General features: G+C 71.1%; 20 protein-coding genes. 14 read left to right on the top strand and 6 right to left on the bottom strand.

Annotated features, from left to right (window positions below; genetic code table 11):
- Window positions 1-49: 49 nt before the first annotated feature.
- From nuoH to recQ, 8 genes are all read left to right on the top strand, one after another.
- On the top strand, window positions 50-1,408 hold the full coding sequence (nuoH, locus tag ACZ5ID_RS29775; RefSeq protein ID WP_468903971.1) for an NADH-quinone oxidoreductase subunit NuoH: 1,359 nt from the start codon (window positions 50-52) through the stop codon (window positions 1,406-1,408).
- The gene (gene nuoI / locus ACZ5ID_RS29770; RefSeq protein WP_468903968.1) at window positions 1,401-2,081 is read left to right on the top strand and encodes an NADH-quinone oxidoreductase subunit NuoI; all 681 of its coding nucleotides are present in this window, start codon (window positions 1,401-1,403) and stop codon (window positions 2,079-2,081) included. The genes nuoH and nuoI overlap by 8 nt, the downstream gene beginning before the upstream one ends.
- The gene (locus ACZ5ID_RS29765) at window positions 2,081-2,893 is read left to right on the top strand and encodes an NADH-quinone oxidoreductase subunit J (RefSeq protein WP_468904141.1); all 813 of its coding nucleotides are present in this window, start codon (window positions 2,081-2,083) and stop codon (window positions 2,891-2,893) included. Before nuoI ends, ACZ5ID_RS29765 begins: the two co-directional genes overlap by 1 nt.
- Window positions 2,890-3,189, top strand: a complete 300-nt coding sequence (nuoK, locus tag ACZ5ID_RS29760) for an NADH-quinone oxidoreductase subunit NuoK (protein WP_067163047.1) — start codon at window positions 2,890-2,892, stop codon at window positions 3,187-3,189. Before ACZ5ID_RS29765 ends, nuoK begins: the two co-directional genes overlap by 4 nt.
- A gap of 15 nt (window positions 3,190-3,204) precedes the next feature.
- Window positions 3,205-5,160 carry an NADH-quinone oxidoreductase subunit L gene (gene nuoL, locus ACZ5ID_RS29755; RefSeq protein ID WP_468903966.1) on the top strand — a complete coding sequence of 652 codons (1,956 nt, stop codon included), beginning with the start codon at window positions 3,205-3,207 and terminating at the stop codon, window positions 5,158-5,160.
- 3 nt (window positions 5,161-5,163) lie between these two features.
- The gene (locus ACZ5ID_RS29750; protein WP_468903963.1) at window positions 5,164-6,762 is read left to right on the top strand and encodes an NADH-quinone oxidoreductase subunit M; all 1,599 of its coding nucleotides are present in this window, start codon (window positions 5,164-5,166) and stop codon (window positions 6,760-6,762) included.
- Entirely contained in the window at window positions 6,759-8,414 is a 1,656-nt protein-coding gene (nuoN, locus tag ACZ5ID_RS29745) for an NADH-quinone oxidoreductase subunit NuoN (protein ID WP_468903961.1), read from the top strand. Before ACZ5ID_RS29750 ends, nuoN begins: the two co-directional genes overlap by 4 nt.
- Window positions 8,415-8,678: 264 nt before the next feature.
- A complete protein-coding gene (recQ, locus tag ACZ5ID_RS29740) occupies window positions 8,679-10,613 on the top strand; it encodes a DNA helicase RecQ (protein WP_468903958.1) in 1,935 nt (644 codons plus the stop codon).
- A gap of 143 nt (window positions 10,614-10,756) precedes the next feature.
- Here the strand turns inward: recQ and fahA are convergent, their stop codons facing one another.
- Together fahA and ACZ5ID_RS29730 are read right to left on the bottom strand one after the other, a co-directional pair.
- Complete coding sequence (gene fahA, locus ACZ5ID_RS29735) at window positions 10,757-11,980, bottom strand: fumarylacetoacetase (protein WP_468903956.1); 1,224 nt, start codon at window positions 11,978-11,980, stop codon at window positions 10,757-10,759.
- Window positions 11,981-12,064: 84 nt separating this feature from the next.
- Window positions 12,065-14,062: a CocE/NonD family hydrolase gene (locus ACZ5ID_RS29730; RefSeq protein ID WP_468903953.1), complete on the bottom strand. Its 1,998-nt coding sequence runs from the start codon at window positions 14,060-14,062 to the stop codon at window positions 12,065-12,067.
- A 232-nt stretch (window positions 14,063-14,294) separates the two neighbouring features.
- Here ACZ5ID_RS29730 and ACZ5ID_RS29725 point away from each other — a divergent pair, with 232 nt between their 5' ends.
- Complete coding sequence (locus ACZ5ID_RS29725; protein ID WP_468903950.1) at window positions 14,295-15,305, top strand: polyprenyl synthetase family protein; 1,011 nt, start codon at window positions 14,295-14,297, stop codon at window positions 15,303-15,305.
- 30 nt (window positions 15,306-15,335) lie between these two features.
- Here ACZ5ID_RS29725 and ACZ5ID_RS29720 read toward each other — a convergent pair whose 3' ends face one another.
- Window positions 15,336-15,896 carry a hypothetical protein gene (locus ACZ5ID_RS29720; protein WP_468903947.1) on the bottom strand — a complete coding sequence of 187 codons (561 nt, stop codon included), beginning with the start codon at window positions 15,894-15,896 and terminating at the stop codon, window positions 15,336-15,338.
- Window positions 15,897-16,514: 618 nt separating this feature from the next.
- Between ACZ5ID_RS29720 and ACZ5ID_RS29715 the strand changes: the two genes are divergently transcribed.
- The 4 genes from ACZ5ID_RS29715 to ACZ5ID_RS29700 all read left to right on the top strand — a co-directional run bounded on the left by ACZ5ID_RS29715 (window position 16,515) and on the right by ACZ5ID_RS29700 (window position 20,648).
- Window positions 16,515-17,774: a LolA family protein gene (locus ACZ5ID_RS29715; RefSeq protein WP_468903945.1), complete on the top strand. Its 1,260-nt coding sequence runs from the start codon at window positions 16,515-16,517 to the stop codon at window positions 17,772-17,774.
- Between the two features lie 172 nt (window positions 17,775-17,946).
- Window positions 17,947-18,894, top strand: a complete 948-nt coding sequence (locus ACZ5ID_RS29710) for an ABC transporter ATP-binding protein (protein WP_468903942.1) — start codon at window positions 17,947-17,949, stop codon at window positions 18,892-18,894.
- On the top strand, window positions 18,881-19,876 hold the full coding sequence (locus ACZ5ID_RS29705; protein ID WP_468903940.1) for an ABC transporter permease: 996 nt from the start codon (window positions 18,881-18,883) through the stop codon (window positions 19,874-19,876). The genes ACZ5ID_RS29710 and ACZ5ID_RS29705 overlap by 14 nt, the downstream gene beginning before the upstream one ends.
- A 166-nt stretch (window positions 19,877-20,042) precedes the next feature.
- Entirely contained in the window at window positions 20,043-20,648 is a 606-nt protein-coding gene (locus ACZ5ID_RS29700) for a TetR/AcrR family transcriptional regulator (protein ID WP_468903938.1), read from the top strand.
- Between the two features lie 54 nt (window positions 20,649-20,702).
- Here the strand turns inward: ACZ5ID_RS29700 and ACZ5ID_RS29695 are convergent, their stop codons facing one another.
- From ACZ5ID_RS29695 to ACZ5ID_RS29685, 3 genes are all read right to left on the bottom strand, one after another.
- The gene (locus ACZ5ID_RS29695; RefSeq protein WP_468903936.1) at window positions 20,703-22,055 is read right to left on the bottom strand and encodes a M28 family metallopeptidase; all 1,353 of its coding nucleotides are present in this window, start codon (window positions 22,053-22,055) and stop codon (window positions 20,703-20,705) included.
- A 162-nt stretch (window positions 22,056-22,217) separates the two neighbouring features.
- Complete coding sequence (rarD, locus tag ACZ5ID_RS29690; RefSeq protein ID WP_468904139.1) at window positions 22,218-23,141, bottom strand: EamA family transporter RarD; 924 nt, start codon at window positions 23,139-23,141, stop codon at window positions 22,218-22,220.
- Window positions 23,142-23,316: 175 nt separating this feature from the next.
- Complete coding sequence (locus ACZ5ID_RS29685) at window positions 23,317-24,186, bottom strand: SDR family oxidoreductase (RefSeq protein ID WP_468903934.1); 870 nt, start codon at window positions 24,184-24,186, stop codon at window positions 23,317-23,319.
- Window positions 24,187-24,291: 105 nt separating this feature from the next.
- Here ACZ5ID_RS29685 and ACZ5ID_RS29680 point away from each other — a divergent pair, with 105 nt between their 5' ends.
- Complete coding sequence (locus tag ACZ5ID_RS29680; RefSeq protein ID WP_468903932.1) at window positions 24,292-24,717, top strand: winged helix-turn-helix transcriptional regulator; 426 nt, start codon at window positions 24,292-24,294, stop codon at window positions 24,715-24,717.
- Window positions 24,718-24,794 lie beyond the last annotated feature (77 nt).

Below are 24,794 nucleotides of genomic sequence, written 5' to 3'. Positions count from 1 at the left end.
CCCGCCCCGCGGCACCGGGCGCCGCCGTCCACGTACCGGAGGTGCGCGCGTGACCCCGACCTTCCTCGCGGCCGAGGACCTCTCCCTGTTCGGCCGCGACCCCTGGTGGCTCATCGCCCTCAAGGCCGTGTTCTGCTTCGCGTTCCTGATGGTGACCGTGCTGTTCTCGATCGTCTGGGAGCGCAAGGTCGTCGCCTGGATGCAGCTGCGCATCGGCCCCAACCGGCACGGCCCCTGGGGGATGCTCCAGTCCCTCGCCGACGGCATCAAACTGATGCTGAAGGAGGACGTGGTCGTCAAGCGGGCCGACAAGGTGGTCTACGTCCTGGCCCCGATCGTCGCCGCGATCCCCGCCTTCATGGCGATCGCCGTGATCCCCTTCGGGCCGTCCGGCAACGAGGTCTCGATCTTCGGCCACCGCACCACGATGCAGCTCACCGACCTGCCGATCGCGATGCTCTACATCCTCGCGTGCGCCTCGGTCGGCATCTACGGCATCGTGCTCGCGGGCTGGTCCTCCGGGTCGACGTACCCGCTGCTCGGCGGGCTCCGCTCGTGCGCGCAGATGATCTCGTACGAGATCGCGATGGGCGCCGCGTTCGCCTCGGTCTTCCTCTACTCGGGGTCGATGTCGACCTCGGAGATCGTCGCCCAGCAGCACGACCGCTGGTACATCGTGCTGCTGCCGGTCTCCTTCATCATCTACGTCGTCACCATGGTGGGCGAGACCAACCGCGCCCCCTTCGACATGCCGGAGTCCGAGGGCGACCTCGTCGGCGGCTTCAACACCGAGTACTCGTCGATCAAGTTCGCGCTCTTCATGCTGGCCGAGTACGTCAACATGGTCACCGTCTCGGCGGTGTCGACCACCCTCTTCCTGGGTGGCTGGCGGGCCCCGTGGCCCGTGTCCACCTTCTGGGAGGGCGCCAACCACGGCTGGTGGCCGATGCTCTGGTTCGTCATCAAGGTCCAGCTGCTGCTGTTCTTCTTCATCTGGCTGCGCGGCACGCTGCCCCGCGTCCGCTACGACCAGCTGATGAAGCTGGGCTGGAAGGTCCTCATCCCGGTCTCGGTCGTCTGGCTGATGCTGGTGGCGACCGTGCGCGCGCTGCGCAACGACGGCCACGACTTCTCCAGGATCGTGCTCTACGTCGGTGGCGCGGTCGTCGCGGTCCTGCTGATCTCCCTGGTCGCGGATGTCTTCCGGGGCCGCCGGGATGAGTCGGCGGCCGAGGCCGAGCCACCCGCGTTCGACCCGATGGCGGGCGGGTTCCCGGTGCCACCGCTGCCCGGACAGACCCTTCCGCCGGTGCCGCGCCGACGCCCGAGGCACCAGCGGGAGTTGGTTGTCAGTGGTGGGTCGGATACTGAGAGTGACCGTGACGGAAGGGAGGACGAGGGTGTCTAAGTCATCGGAACCGGCGGAGACTTCGGGGGAACCCGGGGCTTCGTCCGAGGGCAAGTTCCTGAACCCGGTGGCCGGCTTCGGCGTGACCTTCAAGGCCATGTTCAAGAAGCGGCTGACCGAGCAGTATCCGGAGCAGCAGAAGACCACGGCCCCCCGCTTCCACGGGCGCCACCAGCTCAACCGGCATCCGGACGGCCTGGAGAAGTGCGTCGGCTGCGAGCTGTGCGCCTGGGCGTGCCCGGCCGACGCGATCTATGTGGAGGGCGCCGACAACACGGACGAGGAGCGCTACTCGCCGGGCGAGCGGTACGGAATCGTCTACCAGATCAACTACGCCCGCTGCATCCTGTGCGGCCTGTGCATCGAGGCGTGCCCCACGCGCGCGCTGACGATGACCAACGAGTTCGAACTGGCCGACACCAGCCGCGCCAACCTGATCTACACCAAGGAGCAGTTGCTCGCCGGGCTCGACGAGGGCATGGTCGACTCGCCGCACGCGATCCACCCCGGTATGACCGAGGGCGACTACTACCGGGGCCTGGTCACCGAGGCCGCCCCCGGCACGGTCCGCCAGGTCGCGGTCTCCCGGGGCGAGCGGCCCCCGGCCCCCGAGCAGCCCGCCAACGGGGAGCAGTCCGCCAACGGGGAGCAGCCCGAGGAGGTGGACGCGTGATGCAGCTCGCCGTCTCCGCCACGACGACCTCCACCGGGGAGGCGTTCCAGTTCTGGGTGCTCGCCACCGTCGCCGTCATCGGCGCGCTGTGCACCGTACTGATGAAGAAGGCCGTGCACAGCGCGCTGTGCCTGGCCGGGACGATGATCATCCTGGCGGTCTTCTACCTCGCCAACGGGGCGTACTTCCTGGGCATCGTCCAGGTCGTCGTCTACACCGGCGCGATCATGATGCTCTTCCTCTTCGTGGTGATGCTGGTCGGTGTCACCGCGGCCGACTCGCTCCAGGAGACCATCAAGGGCCAGCGCGTCTGGGCCGCGGTCTGCGGGATCGGCTTCGGGGTGCTCCTCGTCGCGGGCATCGCCAACGCCTCCCTGAAGCACTTCGACGGGCTCAAGGAGGCCAACGCCGGGGGCAATGTGGAGGGCCTGGCCGCCCTCATCTTCACCAAGTACGTGTTCGCCTTCGAGATCACCGGCGCCCTGCTGATCACCTCGGCGATCGGCGCCATGGTCCTCACCCACCGCGAGCGCACCGAGCGCGCCATGACCCAGCGCGAGCTCTCCGAGAAGCGCGTGCGCGACGGCAAGCACCTGCCGCCCCTGCCGGCCCCGGGTGTCTACGCCCGGCACAACGCGGTGGACATCGCGGGCCTGCTCCCCGACGGCACGCCGTCGGAGCTCACCGTCAACCAGACGCTGCGCGGCCGGGGCCAGATCCGTGACGTCTCCAGCGAGGCGCTGTCGGACCTGAAGGCGCTGGAGCAGCGCTCCGCCGAACGGCTCGGCAGGGAAGAGGAGGCCGCGAAGTGAATCCCGTCAACTATCTCTATCTGTCAGCCCTGTTGTTCACCATCGGCGCGGCCGGCGTGCTCATCAGGCGGAACGCGATCGTGGTCTTCATGTGCGTCGAGCTGATGCTCAACGCCTGCAACCTCGCGTTCGTGGTCTTCTCCCGGATGCACGGCAACCTCGACGGCCAGATCATCGCGTTCTTCACGATGGTCGTCGCCGCCGCGGAGGTCGTGGTCGGGCTCGCCATCATCGTGTCGCTCTTCCGTTCCCGCCACTCGGCATCGGTCGACGACGCCAGCCTGATGAAGCTCTGAGGGGTCGCTAGAACCGTGGGAAACACAGAGAACCTGATTGCGCTGCTCATCGCGGCGCCTCTGCTCGGAGCGGCCGTCCTGCTGTGCGGCGGACGGCGGCTCGACGCCGTCGGACACTGGCTGGGCACCCTGCTCGCGGCCGTCTCCTTCGGCCTCGGTGTGGCGCTCTTCGCCGACATGCTGGGCCGCTCGGCCGACGACCGGGCGGTGCACAAGCACCTGTTCAGCTGGGTCCCCGTGGAGGGCTTCCAGGCCGACGTCGGCTTCCAGCTCGACCAGCTGTCGATGACCTTCGTCCTGCTGATCACCGGTGTGGGCACGCTGATCCACATCTACTCGATCGGCTACATGGAGCACGACGAGAACCGCCGCCGGTTCTTCGGCTACCTCAACCTGTTCCTGGCGGCGATGCTCCTGCTGGTCCTCGCCGACAACTACCTGCTGCTGTACGTGGGCTGGGAGAGCGTGGGTCTGGCGTCCTACCTGCTCATCGGCTTCTGGCAGCACAAGCCGAGCGCGGCGACGGCGGCCAAGAAGGCCTTCCTGGTCAACCGGGTCGGCGACATGGGCCTGTCCATCGCCATCATGATCATGTTCACCACCTGGGGCTCGTTCGCCTTCTCGACCGTCTTCAACGAGGTCGGCGAGACCGGCGACGGCCGCAACACCGCCATCGGCCTGATGCTGCTGCTCGCCGCCTGCGGCAAGTCCGCCCAGGTGCCCCTGCAGTCCTGGCTCGGGGACGCGATGGAGGGCCCGACCCCGGTCTCGGCCCTGATCCACGCGGCGACGATGGTGACCGCCGGCGTCTATCTGATCACCCGCTCCGGCGTGATCTTCAACGCGGTGCCGGACGTGCAGACGGTCGTGGTGGTCGTCGGCGCGGTCACGCTCCTGTTCGGTGCGATCGTCGGTTGCGCCAAGGACGACATCAAGAAGGCCCTGGCGGGCTCGACCATGTCGCAGATCGGCTACATGGTCCTCGCCACCGGCCTCGGCCCCATCGGCTACCCCTTCGCGATCATGCACCTGGTGACCCACGGCTTCTTCAAGGCCGGGCTCTTCCTCGGTGCGGGCTCCGTGATGCACGGCATGAACGACGAGGTCGACATGCGCAGGTACGGCGGTCTGCGCAAGTACATGCCGGTCACCTTCATCACCTTCGGCCTCGGCTACCTCGCCATCATCGGCTTCCCGGGGCTGTCCGGCTTCTGGTCCAAGGACAAGATCATCGAGGCCGCGTTCGCCAAGGGCGGCACCGAGGGCTGGATCCTCGGCGCGGTCACCCTGCTGGGCGCGGCCATCACCGCGTACTACATGACGCGCGTGATGCTGATGACGTTCTTCGGCGAGGAGCGCTGGCGGGACGCCCCGACCCCGTCGCCGGCCGAGCCGAGCGTGGAGCCGGCCGCCGAGCACCGCGGGGAGCACGCCGAGCCGCACCCGCACGAGTCGCCCGGCACCATGACGATCCCGATGATCGTGCTGGCCTTCGGCTCGGTCCTCGCGGGCGGGCTCTTCAGCATCAACGAGTCGTTCGTGAAGTGGCTGGAGCCGGTCACGAGCCTCTCGCACGGCGACTCGCCGGTGAGCGAGGGCGTGGTCACCGCGGCCACCGTCACGGTGCTGCTGATCGGCGTCGGTCTCGCGTACCTCCAGTACGGACGCAAGCCGGTCCCGGTCACCGCCCCGCGCGGCTCGCTGCTCACCCGGGCCGCCCGCCGCGACCTCCTCCAGGACGACTTCAACCACGTGGTCCTGGTCCGCGGCGGCGAGCACCTCACCCGCTCGCTGGTGTACGTCGACCACACCCTGGTCGACGGAGTGGTCAACGGCACCGCGGCCGGGTTCGGCGGCCTTTCGGGCCGACTGCGCAAGCTGCAGAACGGCTTCGCCCGCAGTTACGCGGTCTCGATGTTCGGAGGTGCGGCGGTGCTCATCGCCGCGACCCTGCTGATGAGGGCGGTGTAAGGCATGTCGTTCCCCCTCCTTACCGCGACGGCGGCGCTCCCGGCGGTCGGCGCGATCGCCACCGCCGCCGTCCCGGCCGAGCGGCGGACGGCCGCCAAGTGGCTGGCGCTGCTGGTCTCGCTCGGCACGCTGGTGCTCGGCGCCGTCCAGCTCGTCCGGTTCGAGCCGGGCGGCGACCGGTACCAACTGACCGAGTCGCACGCCTGGATCAAGGACTTCGGCGTCCGCTACGAACTGGGCGTGGACGGCATCGGAGTGGCGCTGATCGCGCTCACGGTCCTGCTGATCCCGTTCATCATTGCGGCGGGTTGGCATGATGCCGATCCCCTGGAGACCAGCAGCAGCCGCTGGCGGCCCACCCAGGGCTTCTTCGCCCTGATCCTCGCCGTCGAGGCGATGGTGATCCTCTCCTTCGAGGCCACCGACGTCTTCCTCTTCTACATCCTGTTCGAAGCCATGCTGATCCCGATGTACTTCCTGATCGGCGGCTTCGGCGACCGGGCGCACGGTTCGTACCGATCCGCCGCCGACGCGGCGCGGGGGGACGAGGCGGCGGCCACCCAACGGTCGTACGCGGCGGTCAAGTTCCTGCTCTACAACCTGGTCGGCGGTCTGATCATGCTGGCCGCGGTGATCGGCCTCTACGACGTCGCCGGGACCTTCTCGCTCGACGAGATCGCGGCGGCGCGCGCGAACGGCTCGCTGGACATGGCGACCAACACCGAACGGCTGCTGTTCCTCGGCTTCTTCTTCGCCTTCGCGGTGAAGGCCCCGCTGTGGCCGCTGCACACCTGGCTGCCGAACGCGATGGGCGAGGCCACGGCCCCGGTCGCGGTGCTGATCACGGCGGTGGTCGACAAGGTCGGCACCTTCGCGATGCTCCGCTTCTGCCTCCAGCTCTTCCCCGAGGCCTCCAAGTGGGCCACGCCGGTGATCCTGGTCCTCGCCGTGATCAGCATCATCTACGGGGCGCTGCTGGCGGTCGGCCAGCGCGACATCAAGCGCCTGGTGGCGTACGCCTCGATCTCGCACTTCGGCTTCATCGTGATGGGCATCTTCGCGATGACCACCCAGGGCCAGTCCGGCGCCACGCTCTACATGGTCAACCACGGGATCTCGACGGCAGCGCTGATGCTGGTGGCCGGCTTCCTGATCTCGCGCCGCGGCTCGCGTCTGATCGCGGACTACGGCGGGGTGCAGAAGGTGGCCCCGCTGCTGGCGGGCACCTTCCTGGTGGGCGGTCTGGCGACGCTCTCGCTGCCGGGCCTCGCGCCCTTCGTGAGCGAGTTCCTGGTCCTGGTGGGCACGTTCAGCCGCTACCCGGCGATCGGCGTGATCGCCACGCTGGGCATCGTGCTGGCCGCGCTGTACGTGCTGGTGCTCTACCAGCGGACGATGACCGGCCCGGTCAAGGACGAGGTGCGGGGCATGCCCGACCTGAAGGTCCGCGAGCTCCTGGTGGTCGCCCCCCTGATCGCGGTCCTGGTCTTCCTGGGGGTCTATCCCAAGCCGCTGACCGACATCGTCAACCCGGCGGTCCAGCACACCATGTCCGACGTACACAAAAAGGACCCCGAGCCCGTGGTGGAGGCGGCCCAGTGAGCACAGCAGCAGCTGTCCACAGCCTGTGGACGACGGCGGCCGACGGGAAGGTCGACAAGATCCCGGCGCCGCACATCGAGTACGCCCAGCTGGCACCCACGCTGATCGTGCTCGGCGCGGCGGTGGTGGGCGTCCTCGTCGAGGCGTTCGTCCCGCGCAGAAGCCGGTACTACGCCCAGGTGTTCCTCTCGGTGGTCGCGCTCGCCGCCGCCTTCGCCGCGGTCGTCGGACTCGCCGCGGACGGGTACGGCACGACGAAGGCGCACATCGCGGCGATGGGCGCGGTGGCCGTCGACGGCCCGGCGCTCTTCCTCCAGGGGACCATTCTCCTCGCCTCGATCGTCGCCGTCTTCACCTTCGCCGAGCGCCGCCTGGACCCGGACGCCCACGGCAACCGGGTCGACTCCTTCGCCGCGCAGGCCGCGTCCGTGCCCGGCAGCGACAGCGAGAAGGCCGCGGTCAAGGCCGGTTTCACGACCACCGAGGTCTTCCCGCTGGCGCTCTTCGCCGTCTCCGGGATGCTGGTGTTCCCGGCGGCCAACGACCTGCTGACGCTCTTCGTGGCCCTGGAGGTCTTCTCCCTGCCGCTCTATCTGCTCTGCGCGCTGGCCCGCCGCAAGCGGCTCATGTCGCAGGAAGCGGCGGTGAAGTACTTCCTGCTCGGCGCCTTCTCGTCGGCGTTCCTGCTGTTCGGCATCGCCCTTCTTTACGGATACGCGGGCTCCGTCCAGTACGCGACGATCGCGGACGTCGTGGACGGCACGGTCCAGACCGTGGACCCGGCGCTCGCGGGCACCATGGGCAACGACGCGCTGCTGCTGATCGGCGGCGCGATGCTCCTGATGGGGCTGCTGTTCAAGGTGGGCGCGGTGCCGTTCCACATGTGGACGCCGGACGTCTACCAGGGCGCGCCCACCCCGATCACCGGCTTCATGGCCGCCGCCACCAAGGTCGCCGCCTTCGGCGCGCTGCTGCGGCTGCTGTACGTGGTGCTGCCCGGCATGCGCTGGGACTGGCGGCCGGTGATGTGGGGCGTCGCCATCGTCACCATGGTCGGCGGCGCGATCGTGGCGATCACCCAGACCGACATCAAGCGGCTCCTCGCGTACTCGTCGATCGCGCACGCGGGCTTCATCCTCGCCGGTGTGATCGCTACCAACGCGGACGGGATCTCGTCGGTGCTCTTCTACCTCGGCGCGTACTCGTTCGTGACGATCGGGGCGTTCGCGGTCGTCACGCTGGTGCGCGACGCGGGCGGCGAGGCGACACACCTGTCCAAGTGGGCCGGGCTCGGCCGCCGTTCGCCGCTGGTGGCGGCGGTCTTCGCGGTCTTCCTGCTCGCCTTCGCCGGTATCCCGCTGACCTCCGGCTTCACGGGGAAGTTCGCGGTCTTCAAGGCGGCGGCGGAGGGCGGCGCGGGCTCGCTGGTCGTGGTCGGTGTGATCTCCTCGGCGATCGCCGCGTTCTTCTACATCCGGGTGATCGTGCTGATGTTCTTCAGCGAGCCGAAGGCGGACGGGCCGACCGTGGCCGTGCCCTCGCCGCTGACGATGACGGCGATCGGTGTCGGTGTCGCGGTGACGCTGGTGCTGGGTGTGGCGCCGCAGTACTTCCTGGACCTGGCCGGTCAGGCGGGGGTGTTCGTGCGGTAGCGCTCGGCGGGGCCGGGGATACGCCGGCCGGCCGTGGTGGCCGCCCGCGCGGCTCCCCGTGCCCCCGACAGATTCAGGAGCCCCGGTACGCCACGGCGTGCCGGGGCTCCGCGCTACCCCCATCGGGGCCTGTGGATAACTTTTCGCCCCACTTGACCTGCGGCTTTGGCCGGATCTGGGCGGAGTGCGGCAGGGGGTGTCCGCGCGGCGCCCTATCGTGGCAGGGGTGGCGGAGACAGGAGAACGACGGTGGGGGACGGCGGGATGAACGGGACGGAAGGGGCGGTCGAGGTGGTGGACCAGCCGGTGGACCAGCCGGTGGCCGGGGCCGCGGCCGGGACGACGGCCGGGGCGGCGGTCGAGAGCGAGGCGCTGCGTACGCTGAACCGGGTCTTCGGCTACGAGAGCTTCCGTGGCGACCAGGGCGCGGTCATCGAGCACGTGGTCGGCGGCGGCGACGCCGTGGTGCTCATGCCCACGGGCGCCGGCAAGTCGCTCTGCTACCAGATCCCCGCCCTGGTCAGACCCGGTACGGGAGTCGTGGTCTCGCCCCTCATCGCCCTGATGCAGGACCAGGTGGACGCGCTGCGGGCACTCGGCGTGCGGGCCGGGTTCATCAACTCCACCCAGGACTTCGACGAGCGCCGCACGGTGGAGGCGGAGCTCCTCGCGGGCGAGCTCGACCTGCTCTATCTGGCCCCCGAGCGGCTGCGCGTGGAGGCCACCCTCGATCTGCTCTCCCGGGCCAAGATCTCCGTCTTCGCGATCGACGAGGCGCACTGCGTGGCGCAGTGGGGCCACGACTTCCGGCCGGACTACCTGGCGCTGTCGATGCTGGGGGAGCGCTGGCCGGACGTGCCGCGCATCGCCCTGACGGCGACGGCGACGCGGGTCACCCACCGCGAGATCACCGACCGGCTCGTGATGCCGCACGCCCGCCACTTCGAGGCGAGCTTCGACCGGCCCAACATCCAGTACCGGATCGTGCCGAAGAACGACCCCAAGAAGCAGCTCCTGTCCTTCCTGAAGGAGGAGCACGACGGGGACGCGGGCATCGTCTACTGCCTCTCGCGCGCGTCGGTGGAGAAGACCGCGCAGTATCTGAACGACAACGGCGTGGCGGCCGTGCCGTACCACGCGGGCCTGGACGCGGCCACGCGCGCGCTGCACCAGTCCCGCTTCCTGCGCGAGGACGGCCTCGTCGTGGTGGCGACCATCGCGTTCGGCATGGGCATCGACAAGCCGGACGTCAGGTTCGTCGCCCATCTGGACCTGCCCAAGTCGGTCGAGGGGTACTACCAGGAGACGGGCCGCGCGGGCCGCGACGGCCTGCCGTCCACCGCGTGGATGGCGTACGGCCTCCAGGACGTGGTCCAGCAGCGCAAGCTCATCCAGGGCGGGGAGGGCGACGAGGCGTTCCGGCGCCGGGCGGGCGCGCACCTGGACTCGATGCTGGCGCTCTGCGAGACCGCCGAGTGCCGCCGCGCCCAGCTCCTGCAGTACTTCGGCCAGGACGCCCCGGCCGCCCACTGCGGCAACTGCGACACCTGTCTGAACCCGCCCGAGACCTGGGACGGCACGGTGGCGGCGCAGAAGGTGCTGTCGACGGTGGTGCGGCTGGAGCGGGAGCGGCGCCAGAAGTTCGGGGCCGGCCAGATCATCGACATCCTGCTCGGCCGCAAGACCGCGAAGGTCATCCAGTTCGACCACGACGCGCTGTCGGTGTTCGGCATCGGCGAGGACCTCTCCGAGGCCCAGTGGCGGGGCGTGGTGCGGCAGTTGCTCGCCCAGGGCCTGCTGGCGGTGGAGGGGGAGTACGGGACGCTGGTCCTGACCGGGACGAGCGCCGAGGTCCTGGGGCGTCAGCGGGAGGTCAGGCTGCGCTCGGAGCCGGCCAAGCCGGAGCGCGCTGCCCGGGCCCGGGGCGCGGGCAAGGCCAAGGCCGCCCCGGCCGACTTCCCGCAGGAGGCGGCGCCGCTCTTCGAGGCCCTGCGCGCCTGGCGGGCCGCGCAGGCCCGGGAGCAGGGCGTCCCCGCGTATGTGATCTTCCACGACGCCACCCTGCGGGAGATCGCCGTGGCCCGCCCCGGATCGGTGGAGGAGCTGGGCACGATCGCGGGGGTGGGCGAGAAGAAGCTGCTGACGTACGGCGAGGGCGTGCTGGCGGTGCTGGGGGAGCAGGAGCAGGAGCAGGAGTAGGCGGAGGGCGCGCCGAGCGCCCCTCCGCCTGCCCCGCCCGCCGGGACTGCCTGCCCCGCCGGGACTGCCTGCCCCGCCGGGACTGCCTGCCCCGGCCCGCCGGGACTCGACGCCTGCCCCGCCGGGACTCGACGCCTGCCCCGCTAGGACTCGACGATCCGGCCCGTGACCTCGCCGAGGCCGACCCGGACGCCGTCCGGGCCGGGGGCCCACGCGGTCATGGTGACGACATCGCCGTCCTCCAGGAACGTGCGCTTGCCGGTGGGCAGGTCCATCGGCTCCGTACCGTTCCAGGTGAGCTCCAGGAAGGAGCCGCGCTGGTCGCGCTCGGGGCCGCTCACGGTCCCCGAGCCGTACACGTCGCCGGTGCGCAGCGAGGCGCCGTTCACCGTCATATGGGCGAGCTGCTGGGCGGCGGTCCAGTACATGCCGGCGAACGGCGGCTCGGCCACCACCTGCCCGTTGAGGGCGACCGAGATGTGGATGTCGAAGCCGCCGGGGACCTCCGCCCCCGCGTCGTCGAGGTAGGGCAGCAGCGGGAAGTCCCGCGCGGGCGGGGCCACCCGGGCGGCCGTCAGCGCCTCCAGCGGCGTCACCCACGCCGAGACGGAGGTGGCGAAGGACTTGCCGAGGAAGGGGCCCAGCGGCACGTACTCCCAGGCCTGGATGTCCCGCGCCGACCAGTCGTTCAGCAGGAACAGGCCGAAGACGTGGTCCTCGAAGGAGGCCAGCTCCACCGGCCTGCCCAGCTCGGAGGGGGTGCCCACCACGAAGCCCACCTCGGCCTCGATGTCCAGCTTCACCGAGGGGCCGAACACCGGCGCCGGGTCCGAGGGCGCCTTGCGCTGCCCGTGCGGGCGCGCCACGTCCGTCCCCGACACCACGATCGTGCCGGACCGGCCGTGGTAACCGATGGGCAGATGCTTCCAGTTGGGGGTGAGCGCGTCCCCGTCCGGGCGGAAGATCCGGCCCACGTTGGTGGCGTGGTGCTCGCTCGCGTAGAAGTCGACGTAGTCCGCGACCTCGTACGGCAGATGCAGGGTGACCGTGTCCAGCGGGTGCAGCAGGGGCTCGATGTCGGGCCGGTGCGCGGGCACCGTCACCCACGCGGTGAGCGCGCGCCGCACATCGCGCCAGGCCGTGCGCCCTGCCGCGAGCAGCGGGTTCAGTGTGGGCTTCGCGAGCAGTGCCGCGTACGGGGAGCCGAGCGCGTGCGCGGCTGCCCCCGCGTCCAGGACGTGGTCGCCGACGCGGACGCCGACGCGGCGGTGGCCGGGCGCGTCGGGCGTGGAGAAGACGCCGTACGGAAGGTTGTGCGGGCCGAAGGGATCGCCCTCGGCCAGGTCGAGCGGGCTCTGCTCGGACATCTGTGCCTGCCTCGCTTTCCACGGGTGTGGAGGACACGTTACGTCGGCGGCGGTTGCCCGGGCAGTGCCCCGAACCGGGCCGCCTCAGCCCGCCGTCCGGGGGATGCGCTTCTCCCAGGTCCGGTGGAAGACGACCTCGTCGCCGTCGCGGCACACCACCTCGTCCGAGGTGAGGAAGTCCGCCGCGTCGCAGGCGAGCTCGGAGCGGGTGGTGATGGTCACGTTCCAGGCGAGCTCCGGCCGGTGCAGCCGGAGCGTCCAGTCGGAGCGGGCGCGCGCGGACTGCGGGTCCGCCTCCTCGATCGTGTATGTCTCCACGACCTCCTCGGTGACCTCCAGACCGTCGGGGTGGACCTTCGTACCGCCGGAGCGGGGGGTCACTTCGAGGCGCCACTCGCCCTTGGCGACATCGCGGACGACCAGGCGCTCGGGGCGGGGTTCGTCCAGCGGCTCGGGGCAGACCACGTTGAGCGGTGCCGCCTGCTCGGGCTCCTCGAAGGCGATCTTGTCGGTCGTGCGCTCGCGGACCGGCAGGCTCAGGGCGCTGTCCCGCGGGTCGAGCGTGAATCCCACCGAGTCCGCCTGCGGCCAGAGCCACGGCCAGTACGCGGAGGAGACCGCCAGGCGGACGCGGTGGCCGGGCGGGAAGGCGTGGCCGATGCCGGCGAGGGGAAACGTCACGTCCTGGGTGGCGCCCAGCGGCCAGGCGTCCGCGCGGTCCGGGCCCTCGCGGGCGGAGAGATTGAGCGCGCCCCGGGTGACCAGCGTGGACGAGCCGTCCGGGGCCACATCGCAGAGCCGCGCGACGACCTGCCCGAACGGCACGTCCACCCGCAGCCGCAGCGTCACCCGTGGACGCCCCAGGATCTCCAGCGGCGGCCCGTCCAGGGGTACCGCGAAGTCGAACGCCGCCGAGTGCGCGTCCTCCGCCCGCTGGTCCGGCGGCAGATCGCCGTCGCCGCCGGACGGGAGGAAGCGGCCCGCGTCCAGCCCGGTGTGCTGCGGGGAGTCGACCCGGACCGGGGCGCCCCCGAGCGTGTACACGACGGGGGTGACGTGCGGGGAGGGCCAGGCCGGGTCGCCGACCCAGCGGCCGGGCAGCTCCCCGTACACCGTGGCGGGCCGGTGCGAGTCGCTGATCCAGGAGCGCAGCAGCGGCTCGTCCATGATCCCGCTGTCCCGGCCCCGGAGCCACTGGTCCCACCAGCGCAGGGTCTCCTGGAGGAAGCCGATGGCGGGTCCCGGCGGAAGCCCCCGGTCCGGGTACTGGTGCGACCACGGCCCGATCAGCCCGCGCACCCGGTCCGCGGGCAGCTGCTCCACCAGGCGCAGCACGGTGTCCCGGTACGGGTCGTGCCAGCCGCCCACCGCGAGCACGGCGGCCCGGACCGCCCCGTACTCCTCCCGGACGCTGCCGTGCCGCCAGTAGTCGTCGCGCCGCTGGTGCGCCAGCCAGATGTGCAGGGGCGGCTCCAGGGCCTCCAGCCGGTCCGCCCACAGCCGGCTCCACCGCTCGCCGACGTGCTCCGGGTCCGGCGGGCGCGCCGTGAACGCCAGCGTCCGCGCCGCCCGTGCGTGCATGGCTCCGGCGAGGACGGAACCTCCCAGGTAGTGCCCGTCGTTGTCATAGCGGTCGTCCGGCGCGCAGACGGTGACGACCGCCTTGAGCGGCCCGGGCGCGAGGGCCGCGATCTTGAGGGAGTTGAAGCCGCCCCAGGAGATCCCGATCATGCCGACGCCGCCGTCGCACCAGGGCTGCGCGGCGAGCCACTCGACGACCGCGACCCCGTCCGCGAGCTCGGTCGCGTCGCACCGGTCGCCCGGCAGCCCCTCGCTGTTGCCGTGCCCGCGCACGTCGACGCGTACGGAGGCGTAGCCGTGGCCCGCGTACCACGGATGGCGCTGGTGGTCGCGCGGCGCGGTCGCGTCGGTGAGGCGGTGGGGCACGTATTCGAGCAGCGCCGGGACCGGCTCCTCGGTCACCGGACGCCAGATCCGTGCGTACAGCCGTGTCCCGTCCGGGAGCGGGACGAGCACGTCCGTGCGGGTCGTCTCGTACGGGAAGTCGGTGCGGATCCGCATGGTCAGCCATCCCTCGGCGCCGGGCCGGTCACGGTCTCGGTGGGTTCCGGACAATCGGCATCTTTCCTAAGATATGGGCTGATCACGAACATACCGGGGTCTATCGGGCTGTGCGCGGGGGGTGACGGGAAGGCGCCAACGGTGATCGAACAACGACCGGATACGCTGACTTGAGTGAAGGCAGCGACACATCGACAATCCGTGTGATCGTCAGCAGACAGGAGTACCCCTCGTGACCGTCGTCGGGCCGTTCGGGCTGAGCGTGCGGGACCAGGCTCTTGAGGCCGATGTCCAGACCGGATTGGCGGCAGTCGAGGCGGGCCTGCTCGACGCCACCAAGAGCGAGGTCCCCTTCATCACGGAGGCCGCGCAGCACCTCGTGCGCGCGGGTGGCAAACGCTTCCGGCCGCTGCTCGTGATGCTCGCCGCGCAGTTCGGCGACCCCTACGCGCCGGGTGTCGTGCCCTCGGCCGTGGTCGTGGAGCTCACGCATCTGGCGACGCTCTACCACGACGACGTCATGGACGAGGCCGAGGTGCGGCGCGGGGTACCCAGCGCCAACGTCCGCTGGGACAACTCGGTCGCGGTCCTCACCGGCGACTTCCTGTTCGCCCGCGCCTCGCACATCCTGGCCGACCTGGGCCCGGAGGCCGTGCGCATCCAGGCCGAGGCGTTCGAACGGCTGGTCACCGGCCAGATCCTGGAGACCGCGGGCCCGCGCGACGGCCGCGACCCGGTGGACCACTACCTCGACGTGCTCGCCGGCAAGACCGGCTCGCTGGTGGCCGTCTCCGGCCGGTTCGGCGCGATGATGTCGGGCGCCGACGAGTCGGTCGTGGACATCCTCACGCAGTACGGCGAGCGGCTCGGCACCGCGTTCCAGCTGGCCGACGACGTCCTGGACATCGCCAGCGACTCGCACGAGTCCGGCAAGACCCCCGGCACCGACCTGCGCGAGGGCATCCCCACGCTGCCGGTCCTGCACCTGCGGGCGCACGCCGCCCAGCACGGGCGCCCGGAGGACCTGGAGCTGGTCGCGCTCCTCGACGGCGATCTGACGGACGACGCCCGGCACGCCGAGGTGCTGCGCCGGCTGCGGGTGCACCCGGCGCTCGAACAGGCCCGCAGGGACACCGTGCGGTACGCGGAGGAGGCCCGCGCCACGCTGGCCCCGCTGCCGGAGTGCTACGCGAAGGCGGCTCTGGAGGAGCTGTGCGACGCGGTGGTGCACCGCGCGGGCTAGTCCCCGTACCCGTCGGCCCGGCGGATGGCCTCAGTACCCGGAGCCGTCCGGCGGTGTGCTGACACCGCCGGAGGTCGTGCCGCCGCCCGTGTCGGCGGTGGCCTTGCCCCCGGTCGGAGTGATCGCGAACCAGGTGCCGGCCGCGCCCTGCCCGTACGCCTCGCGGGGCGCGTCGTCCTTGGCGTACCGGTACAGCGGCCAGCCCCCGAGGGTCAGCTGCGTGGTGCCGTCGGGGCGGGCGACCTTGCCGACCAGGGCCTTGTCGACGCCCTTGACGGTCAGCGTGCCGGTGGCGGGGACCGGGGGCCAGATCGCCGCGCAGGCGGCCAGACAGGCGGAGTGGGACGGCTTCGCGGTGTCCTTGTCGAAGCGGTAGAGGACGTATCCGCTGCCGTCCGTGACGACGGTGCCGACCTTGTCGACCTGGGCGGCGGCGAGGGTGGAGGCGGCCGGATCAGGGGTCGCGGGTGCCGTCGTGGACGGCTTCTCGGTCTTGCTGCTGCTGGTGTTGCTTCCGCATCCCGTGGCGGCCAGCGCCAGGACGGCTGTCCCGGCTGCGGCGCCGACGGCGATGCGGTGGACGCTGAGCATGGCGATCCCCTTTGGTGGTACACGGCCGGTGCCGGCTGCTCTTGTTCACCGGTGCTCTTATTCAGATGTACGGATTCCGGCCCAAAGCAACTCGAACACCCGATCAGGCAAGAGTGTGACCCAGGTCACATCGTCGCGGGTTCGGTAGCGCTGTGCGAACGGCCGCATACCTGGCGAAACACCAGTGAACCGGTCCCGGAGCGGTGGCGCGCGGCGGCGCCGCCGTGGGGGCGGGGCGGCGGGGGCCCGGTCCGGCGTACGAGCCGGCGCGCGGACGAGCGCCCGGACCGCGGCTGAAGAGCGCTCAGTGCCGGTCGGGCCGAGGAGGGTTGACGTTGGCCGGGCGGCAACCCCTCCTGGCCTCGGCGGAGTTGCCGCCCCTGACAGGTGTCTGACAGGTACGCGACGTACATCCCCTACTGGTCGGGTCGGCTGTCGCACACAGGTGTCATCCCAGAGAGGTACACGAGGTTGCTCCCGGAGGGTGACGCCTGAGGGCGGCTGATTTGGTCAGATTGAGAACACCACTCCTGACCAATTCGGGTGAGAATGGCGGCGCGGGGTGGACAGAGCGCAGCACTACGGACGGACGCCGCCGACCACGGAGGTAAGGCACACATGGCACCGAACGACAGCGCACACACCACCGAGGAGGCCGGGGACCTCGTCGCGGGCCGCCGCAAGGCCGCCCGGTACCTGGTCCCGGTCGGGGTGGCGGGGGTGGCGGCTGCGACCATCGGGCTGGTCCCGGCGCTCGCGGCTTCAGGTGACCCGGATCTGCCGAAGATCAGCGCACAGCAGCTCATAGAGAAGATCGCCGCGTCGGACGCCCAGCAGCTCTCCGGCACGGTGAAGATCACCACGGATCTGGGCCTGCCGTCCCTGGGCGGCCTCGACTCCTTCGCCCCCAAGGGCGGCGGCGCGGACAGAGGCGGGTCCTCCGCCTCGCCCGACAGCAAGCTGATGGAGCTCGCGTCCGGCACGCACACCCTGCGGGTCGCGGCCGACGGCCCCGACCGGCAGAAGCTGTCGGTGCTCGACAAGGCGTCGGAGTACAGCGTCATCCACAGCGGGGACGACGTGTGGGCGTACGACAGCTCCTCGAACGAGGTCTACCACTCCCAGCGGGCGGCCGGCGGCGAGAAGGGCCACGGGGGCGGCGCGGCCAAGGGCCACGGCCGTCCGGGCGGGACCCCCGAGTCCCTGCCGACCACGCCCAGGGCGCTGGCCGAGCAGGCTCTGAAGTCCGTCGACCCGACCACCTCGGTGACCGTGGACGGCACCTCCCATGTGGCGGGCCGGGACGCCTACCAGCTGGTGATCAAGCCGAAGCAGTCCGGCTCGACCATCGGCGCGATCCGGATCGCGGTGGACGCCGGGAACGGGGTGCCGCTGAAGTTCACGCTCGCGCCGGCCGGCGGGGGCAAGGCGGTGGTCGACGCGGGCTTCACGAAGGTCGACTTCGGCAAGCCGTCCGCCTCGACGTTCCACTTCACGCCGCCCAGGGGTGCGAAGGTCACCCAGGACGACGGCAAGGGCCACGCAGGCCGCGGCGAGAAGGGCTTCAAGGGCGCCGAGGGCAGCGCGTTCAAGGGGCTCGACGTCATCGGGAAGGGCTGGAACTCCATCGCCCGCCTCGACGTTCCAGGAGGTAAGGGCATCCCGTCCGCGCACTCCGGCAAGGGCGGCAGGGGCGGTGTCCCGCCGGAGGCCGAGAAGTTCCTCAGCTCCCTGGGCGACAAGGTCACGGGCAAGTTCGGCTCGGGCACGGTCTTCAAGACCCGTCTGATCAACGCGCTGGTGACGGACGACGGCAAGGTGTTCGTGGGCGCGGTCACCAAGGACGCGCTGGTGAACGCGGCCAACGCCGCGAAGTAGACACCGCGGTCGGCGCGAGGGGGGACGGGGATTCGGGGTTCGGGGTCGCGGCCCCGGGCACCCGGTCCCGTCCCCCTTCCGCCCACCACCCGTGACCCGTGCGGGCGCACGGGTCGCGATTCCGCAGACGACGGGGGCCCGGGGCGCAGCACCCGGCAAGGGAAGGGGCGGGGTGGGGAACTCTCCATCGGTCATCGAAACGCGCGGTCTCACCAAGAGATACCGCGGTGGCCAACTGGCCGTGGACGGGCTGGACCTCACCGTCCCCGGCGGCAGCATCTTCGGCTTCCTCGGCCCCAACGGCTCGGGCAAGACGACCACCATCCGCATGCTGATGGGCCTGATCGCGCCGACCTCCGGCACGGCCCGGGTCCTCGGCAGCCCCATGCCGCACGCGGGCCGCACGGTCCTGCCGCAGGTGGGCGCCCTGATCGAGGGCCCCGCGCTGTACGGATTCCTCTCCGGCCGCGACAACCTCGTCCGGTATGACTCCGCCGACCCGACCGCCGACCCCCGCACCCGTGCGAGCCGGGTCGCCCACGCGCTGGACCGGGTCGGTCTTGCCGCCGCGTCCGGCAAGAAGGCGCGGGCGTACTCGCTGGGGATGAAGCAGCGGCTGGGGCTCGCCGCCGCGTTGCTCCAGCCGCGCAAGCTGCTGGTCCTGGACGAGCCGACCAATGGCCTCGACCCGCAGGGCATGCGGGAGATCCGCGCCCTGGTGCGCGAGCTCGCGGCCGACGGCACCACGGTCTTCCTCTCCTCGCACCTCCTCGACGAGATCGAGCAGCTCTGCACGCACGCGGCGGTGATGACCCAGGGCCGGCTGGTCGTCCAGGGCGAGGTGGCCGAGCTGGCGGGGGGCAACCGCGGCCGGCTCGCGGTCACCACCCCGGACCCGGCCGACGCGGCCCGGCTGCTCAAGGAGCGCGGGGTGGCGGACGTGACCGTGGACGGAGACCGGGTGACCGGTGAGCTCCCGCCGGACGAGGTGGAACTGGCCGAGTTCAACGCGGCGCTGGTGCACGGGGGCGTACGGGTGAGGGCATTCGGGGTCGAACGGGCCTCGCTGGAGGACGCCTTCGTGGCGCTGACGGGGGAGGGGTTCGATGTCGCGGGCTGAGGTGAACGCGGCGCAGGACGCGCCCACGTCAACTGTCCGGGCCGGTTCGGCCGGTCCGAGTGATTCGAGCGGTCCCGTCGTGGGGCGGGCCGAGGCGGCGCCGGTGACCTCCGGCGCGGTCGGTGCCGAGGGCCGGCGGCCCGGCGCCCTCTGGACGCTCGGGCTCTTCCGGTCCGAGCTGGTGACCGTCGTACGGCGGTGGCGCACCCTCGCGCTGCTCGGGGTCCTCGCGGTCGTCCCGATCCTGATCGGCATCGCCGTGAAGATCGAGACGCGCGGCGGCGGCTCGGCCGGACCCGACGGCGGTGGCGGCCCGGCCTTCATCTCGCAGATCACCAACAACGGACTGTTCCTCGTCTTCGCGGGGCTCGCCGCGACCCTCCCCGTCTTCCTGCCGATGGCGATCGGCGTGGTCGCGGGCGACGCGATAGCGGGCGAGGCCAACGCGGGCACCCTGCGCTATCTCCTGGTCGCCCCGGCGGGCCGGACCAGGCTGCTGCTCGCGAAGTACGCCTCGACGCTGGCGTTCTGCCTGCTGGCGACCCTGGTCGTGGCGGCGTCCGGGCTCGCCGTGGGGGCGCTGCTCTTCCCGCTCGGCGACGTCACGACCCTCTCCGGTACGGAGATATCGTTCACCGAGGGGCTGGTGCGCGCGCTGGCGGTCGCCGGGGCGGTGGCCCTGTCGCTGACCGGCATGGCCGCGCTCGGCCTGTTCATCTCCACCCTCACCGGCAGCGGTGTCGCGGCGATGGCGGCGACGGTCGGCCTGCTGATCACCGTGCAGATCCTGGACCAGATCCCCCAGCTGCACGCGATACAGCCCTATCTCTTCCCGCACTACTGGCTGTCCCTCGCGGACCTGCTGCGGGTGCCGGTCTACTGGGACCAGCTGGTGAAGAACCTGGAGTTGCAGGCGCTGTACGTGGCGGTGTTCGGGGCCGCGGCCTGGGCGCGCTTCACGGCGAAGGACATCACGGCCTGAGCGCGAACGGCGCCCGGGAGACGGGGGTGGGCGAAGAGGAACGGGACGGCCGTGCGAGCCGACCCCCGTGGCGGCTCGACACGACACGTGCCGTTTCCTTGGCACATTCTTGGAGCAGACCATTCCGCTGTCAATACGCTACGGACCGTCCTCATAGACTCGCCCCGTGACCGAGCCGCCACGCCACGCCCCCAACCCCCGGCGCCGGAGCGAGAGATCGCGCCGCGCGATCCTCTCCGCAGCCCTCGAATTGTGCTCGGAAAACGGCTATGGACGCGTGACGATCGAGGGCATCGCCGCTCGTGCCGGGGTGAGCAAGAAGACCATCTACCGCTGGTGGGCGACGAAGGGCGCGGTGCTCCTGGAGGCCGTGATCGAGGCCGTGGTCAGTACGTCGCCGCTGCCCGACACGGGCGACGTGGACACCGACATCGTGACGCATGTCACCAGCGTGATGCGGGTCTTCACCTCTCCGGTGATCGGCCCCGCGTACACGGGGATCCTCTCCGAGCTGCTCCATGACGAGGCGCTGGCCACGGCCGTCAACGAGACGCTGGTCGTGCCGCGGGTGGCGCTGGTGTACGAGCGGCTGCGGGCCGGTCAACGGGCGGGCCAGCTGCCGCCGGACGCGGATCTGGAGCTGGCGGTGGAGATGCTGTACGGGCCGCTGTACTACCGGCACGCGTTGAAGCGGCCGTTCCACGACCCGGACAGGATCGCGGTGCTGGTCGCCCACGTCATGCGCGCGCTGCGGGCTTCGGCCGCGAGCTGAAACGGGTAAGCGGGTATGCGCGTGCGGTACATGCACGCGCATACCCGCTGAGGGTCAGAAGGTCAGCTTCCAGCTGTTGATGTAGCCGGTGTCCTGCGGCCCCTTGTCCTGCACCTTCAGCTTCCACGTCCCGTTCGCCGTCTCCGTGGAGGCGTTGACGGTGTACGTGGTGTCGATGTTCGGCGTGGCGTCCGACGAGGAGTTGTGCAGCCGGTACGCCTTGCCGCTCGGACCGATGAGGTCGACCACGAGGTCGCCGCTGTAGGTGTGGACGATGTTCACCCCGACCTTCAGCGCGGAGGGCGCGTTGCCCGTACGCCCGGTCACGGAGACCGACGAGGTCACGGCCGCGCCGGGGGAGTCCGGGATGGTGACGTCGGTGGTGTTCTCGTACGTGTCGCCGGTGGGCGGGGTGGTGGTTCCGGCGGACAGCTGCCACAGCGCGTAGGCGATGGCGTCGCTGTTGTGGTCGAGCGCCGTGTCGTTGATGTTGGCGCTGGTGTCGCAGGAGGAGTGGTAGCAGGCGTCGAACGCGCGGCCCGCCGTGCCGCCCCACTTCTGGGCCTGGGCCGAGGTCTTGGTGTAGTCGGCGCCGGAGAAGAGACCGCCGACGCGTATCCCGGCGTTCTTGAACGGGGCGTGGTCGGAGCGGCCGTCGCCCTCCGTCTCGATCTCGGTGGGTATGGAGAGGGTCGCGAAGTAGTCCTTGAAGACCTTCTCCAGGGCCGGGTCGTCGTCGTAGACGAAGTAACCCGGGTTGGGCGAGCCGATCATGTCAAAGTTCAGATAGGCGGAGATCCTGCCGCGGTCGCCCGTCGAGAGGCTGTTGACGTAGTACTTGGAGCCGACCATGCCCAGCTCCTCGGCGCCGAACCAGCCGAACCGCAGGTGCTTGTCGGGCTTGAGCTGCGCGCGGGATACGGCGAGCGCGGTCTCCAGGATGCCGGCCGAGCCGGAGCCGTTGTCGTTGATGCCGGGGCCCGCGGTGACCGAGTCGAGGTGCGCGCCCGCCATCACGGTCTGCGAGGTGTCCCCGCCGGGCCAGTCGGCGATCAGGTTGTAGCCGGTGGCGCCGGAGGAGGTGAACTGCTGGACGGAAGTGGTGAACCCGGCCGCGTCCAGCTTGCCCTTCACGTAGTCGAGGGAGGCCTTGTATCCGGCGCGGCCGTGGGCGCGGTTGCCGCCGTTGGCGTTGGCTATCTGCTGGAGCTGGGTGAGGTGCGCCTTGACGTTGGCGATCGGTATGTCCGGCGCGGCGGCGGCGACCGGGGTGGCGGTGGGGGCGGCCTGTACGGCGGGGGCGCCGAGGCCGATGCCGATGCCGAGGGCCGCGGCGGTGGCGGTGGCGGTGGCCGCGATGCGGGCCGCGCGGGTGGTTCTGGGGTGTGTGGGGTGCTTGATGCGCATGTGGGGGCTCCGTATTCCGTTCGGGGATGGGACGGAAACGCGAGCCTGATGTTCAGGGAGGGGTTGACTCACCGTCAAGAACGGATTCCGGTCACGGGTGTCCGATGGGCGGACAGTGGCCGGAAGTGGAGCCCCGGCCCCGCCCGTCCTGCAACGGCCTGGTCAGCGCGCGCCCGGTGCCGCCCCCCGCGCGGGCAGCGGTTCCACCGGCAGCGGCTCCACGTGGCATTCGGCCGCCGCTGCCGCGAGCGCCGCCCTCCCGCGCCGGGCCGCCCGCAGCGCATCCCAGGTGAGCAGCGACAGCGCCAGCCACACCAGCGAGAACCCGGCCCACCGCTCGGGCGGCATCGCCTCGTGGAAGTACAGGATGCCCAGGCCGAACTGGAACACCGGGGCCAGGTACTGGAGCAGCCCCAGCGTGGACAGCGGTACCCGTATCGCCGCCGCCCCGAAGCAGACCAGCGGCGCCGCCGTGACGATGCCGGTCGCCGCGAGCAGCGCCCCGTGACCCGCGCCCTCGGACGCGAAGGTCGCCTCCCCGCGCGTCCCCAGCCACATCAGATACGCCAGCGCCGGCACGAACTGCATCGCCGTCTCGGCTGCCAGCGACTCCAGCCCGCCGAGGTTGACCTTCTTCTTCACCAGCCCGTACGTGGCGAACGACAGCGCCAGCGTCAACGAGATCCACGGCGGCCTGCCCGCTCCCACCGCCAGGACGACCACCGCCACCGCGCCGGTCGCCACCGCCACCCACTGCACCGGGCGCAGCCGCTCCTTGAGCAGCAAGACGCCCATCGCGATGGTGACCAGCGGATTGATGAAGTAGCCGAGGGACGCCTCGACGACATGGCCGGAGTTCACCGACCAGATGTAGACGCCCCAGTTGACCGTGATCACGGCGGCGGCGAGCCCGATGAGCGCCAGCCGGCGCGGCTGGCGCACGAGTTCGCCGATCCACGCCCAGCGGCGCAGTACGAGGAGCGCGATGCCGACGAAGCCGAGGGACCACACCATTCGGTGGGCCAGGATCTCGACCGGGCCGGCCGGTTTCAGAAGCGGCCAGAAGAGCGGGACCAGGCCCCACATCCCGTAGGCGCCGATCCCGTACAGCAGTCCTGCCCGCTGCTCACCGGCTGCGGTTGTCGGTTCTTCGGCCACTGGCCCTCCCTGCGCGCGCGTCGACGAAATCGACGGTAGCGTCAGGTGGCCACGCCTGTCATGCCCTATATCCGAAAACGGTCCTGACCATCGAGCGATCCGTTCAGGCCACGGTCGCCGCGGTCGCCTGGGCGATGGACCGGGAGATCGGCGTCGTCGGCCGGCCGATCAGCCGCGACAGCTCGCCGGACGTGCCCGCGAGCCGGCCCCGCTCGATCGCGAGGTCCACGTCGACCAGGATCTCGGCGAACGGCGCCGGGACGCCCGCGCCCGTGAGGATGCCGAGGTGCACCTCGGGGGTCACGGCCCGGTAGCCGATCTCCTTGCCGGTGACCCGCGCGACCTCCGCCGCGTACTCGGCGAAGGACCACGCCACGTCGCCGCTGAGCTCGTACGCCCGGCCGAGGTGCCCCTCACCGGTCAGCACCGCCGCCGCAGCCGCCGCGTAGTCGGCACGGGCGGCCGAGGCCACCCGGCCCTCGCCCGCGTTGGACACGACCGCCCCGCGCGCCAGGACCGGCTCCAGGTGGTCGGTGTAGTTCTCGGTGTACCAGCCGTTGCGCAGGAAGGTGTACGGCAGCCCCGAGTCGAGGATCAGCTCCTCGGTGGCCCGGTGCTCGTCCGCGAGGACGAAGTCGGCGTCCGGGCCGCCGAGGATGCCGGTGTACGCGAGCTGCGCCACCCCGGCCTCCTTCGCCGCCGCGATCACGGCACTGTGCTGCGCCACCCGCTGCCCGACCTCGCTGCCGGAGATCAGCAGGACGCGGTCGCCGGCGCGGAAGGCCCCGGCCAGCGTCTCGGGCGCGCTGTAGTCGGCGACCCGCAGCTCCACACCGCGCTCGGCGAGCCCGGCGGCCTTCTCCTTGTTCCGTACGACGGCGGCTATCCCGTCCGCGGGGACTCCCGCGGTCAGCAGCTCGTCGATGACGAGACGGCCGAGGGCTCCGGTGGCTCCGGTGACGACGATGCTCATGGCTGGTGACTCCTTGGCTCTGGGCTCCCGTGCGGAGCGCGTGCCACTCACCGTACGGCTGGCGCTAACCATTCGTAAGTACCCACCTTGAAGTAAGGTACTGGTATGGCAGTAAGTACCCCGGGCGGTGCCCGGCCCACCGAGGACCTCCGCGAGGCGATGTGTCCGCACCGGCTCGTCCTGGAACACGTCACCAGCCGCTGGGGTGTCCTCGTCCTCCTGGCGCTGACGGAGCGGTCGTTCCGGTTCAGCGAGCTGCGCAGGCACGTCGGCAAGGTCAGCGAGAAGATGCTGACGCAGACCCTTCAGACGCTGGAGCGTGACGGCTTCGTGCACCGCGACGCCAAGCCGGTCATCCCGCCCCGCGTCGACTACTCACTGACCCCGCTCGGCCGCGAGGCAGCCGAACGCGTCCAGGCCCTCGCCGAGTGGACCGGCGTACGGATGGAAGACGTGGAGCGGGCCCGCGCCGCGTACGACGAGGCCCGCGCGGCCCGGTCGGCGGTTGATCCTGGTGGTGTCAGGGGGTGACGGTCCAGGTGTCGTTGCCGGTGAGGAGGGTGGTGAGGTCGCCTTTGCCGTGTTGTTCGGTGGCTTGGTCGAGTTGG

It is taken from the genome of Streptomyces sp. NPDC031670 (assembly GCF_055580545.1).
This window is presented reverse-complemented; position numbering and strand designations above follow the sequence as displayed.

Coding starts and splice junctions, on each gene's coding strand:
- ACZ5ID_RS29765 (WP_468904141.1), top strand. CDS start 2,081: ATGCAGCTCGCCGTCTCCGCCACGACGACCTCCACCGGGGAGGCGTTC.
- ACZ5ID_RS29750 (WP_468903963.1), top strand. CDS start 5,164: ATGTCGTTCCCCCTCCTTACCGCGACGGCGGCGCTCCCGGCGGTCGGC.
- recQ (WP_468903958.1), top strand. CDS start 8,679: ATGAACGGGACGGAAGGGGCGGTCGAGGTGGTGGACCAGCCGGTGGAC.
- fahA (WP_468903956.1), bottom strand. CDS start 11,980: ATGTCCGAGCAGAGCCCGCTCGACCTGGCCGAGGGCGATCCCTTCGGC.
- ACZ5ID_RS29730 (WP_468903953.1), bottom strand. CDS start 14,062: ATGCGGATCCGCACCGACTTCCCGTACGAGACGACCCGCACGGACGTG.
- ACZ5ID_RS29720 (WP_468903947.1), bottom strand. CDS start 15,896: ATGCTCAGCGTCCACCGCATCGCCGTCGGCGCCGCAGCCGGGACAGCC.
- ACZ5ID_RS29715 (WP_468903945.1), top strand. CDS start 16,515: ATGGCACCGAACGACAGCGCACACACCACCGAGGAGGCCGGGGACCTC.
- ACZ5ID_RS29705 (WP_468903940.1), top strand. CDS start 18,881: ATGTCGCGGGCTGAGGTGAACGCGGCGCAGGACGCGCCCACGTCAACT.
- ACZ5ID_RS29695 (WP_468903936.1), bottom strand. CDS start 22,055: ATGCGCATCAAGCACCCCACACACCCCAGAACCACCCGCGCGGCCCGC.
- rarD (WP_468904139.1), bottom strand. CDS start 23,141: ATGTGGGGCCTGGTCCCGCTCTTCTGGCCGCTTCTGAAACCGGCCGGC.
- ACZ5ID_RS29685 (WP_468903934.1), bottom strand. CDS start 24,186: ATGAGCATCGTCGTCACCGGAGCCACCGGAGCCCTCGGCCGTCTCGTC.
- ACZ5ID_RS29680 (WP_468903932.1), top strand. CDS start 24,292: ATGGCAGTAAGTACCCCGGGCGGTGCCCGGCCCACCGAGGACCTCCGC.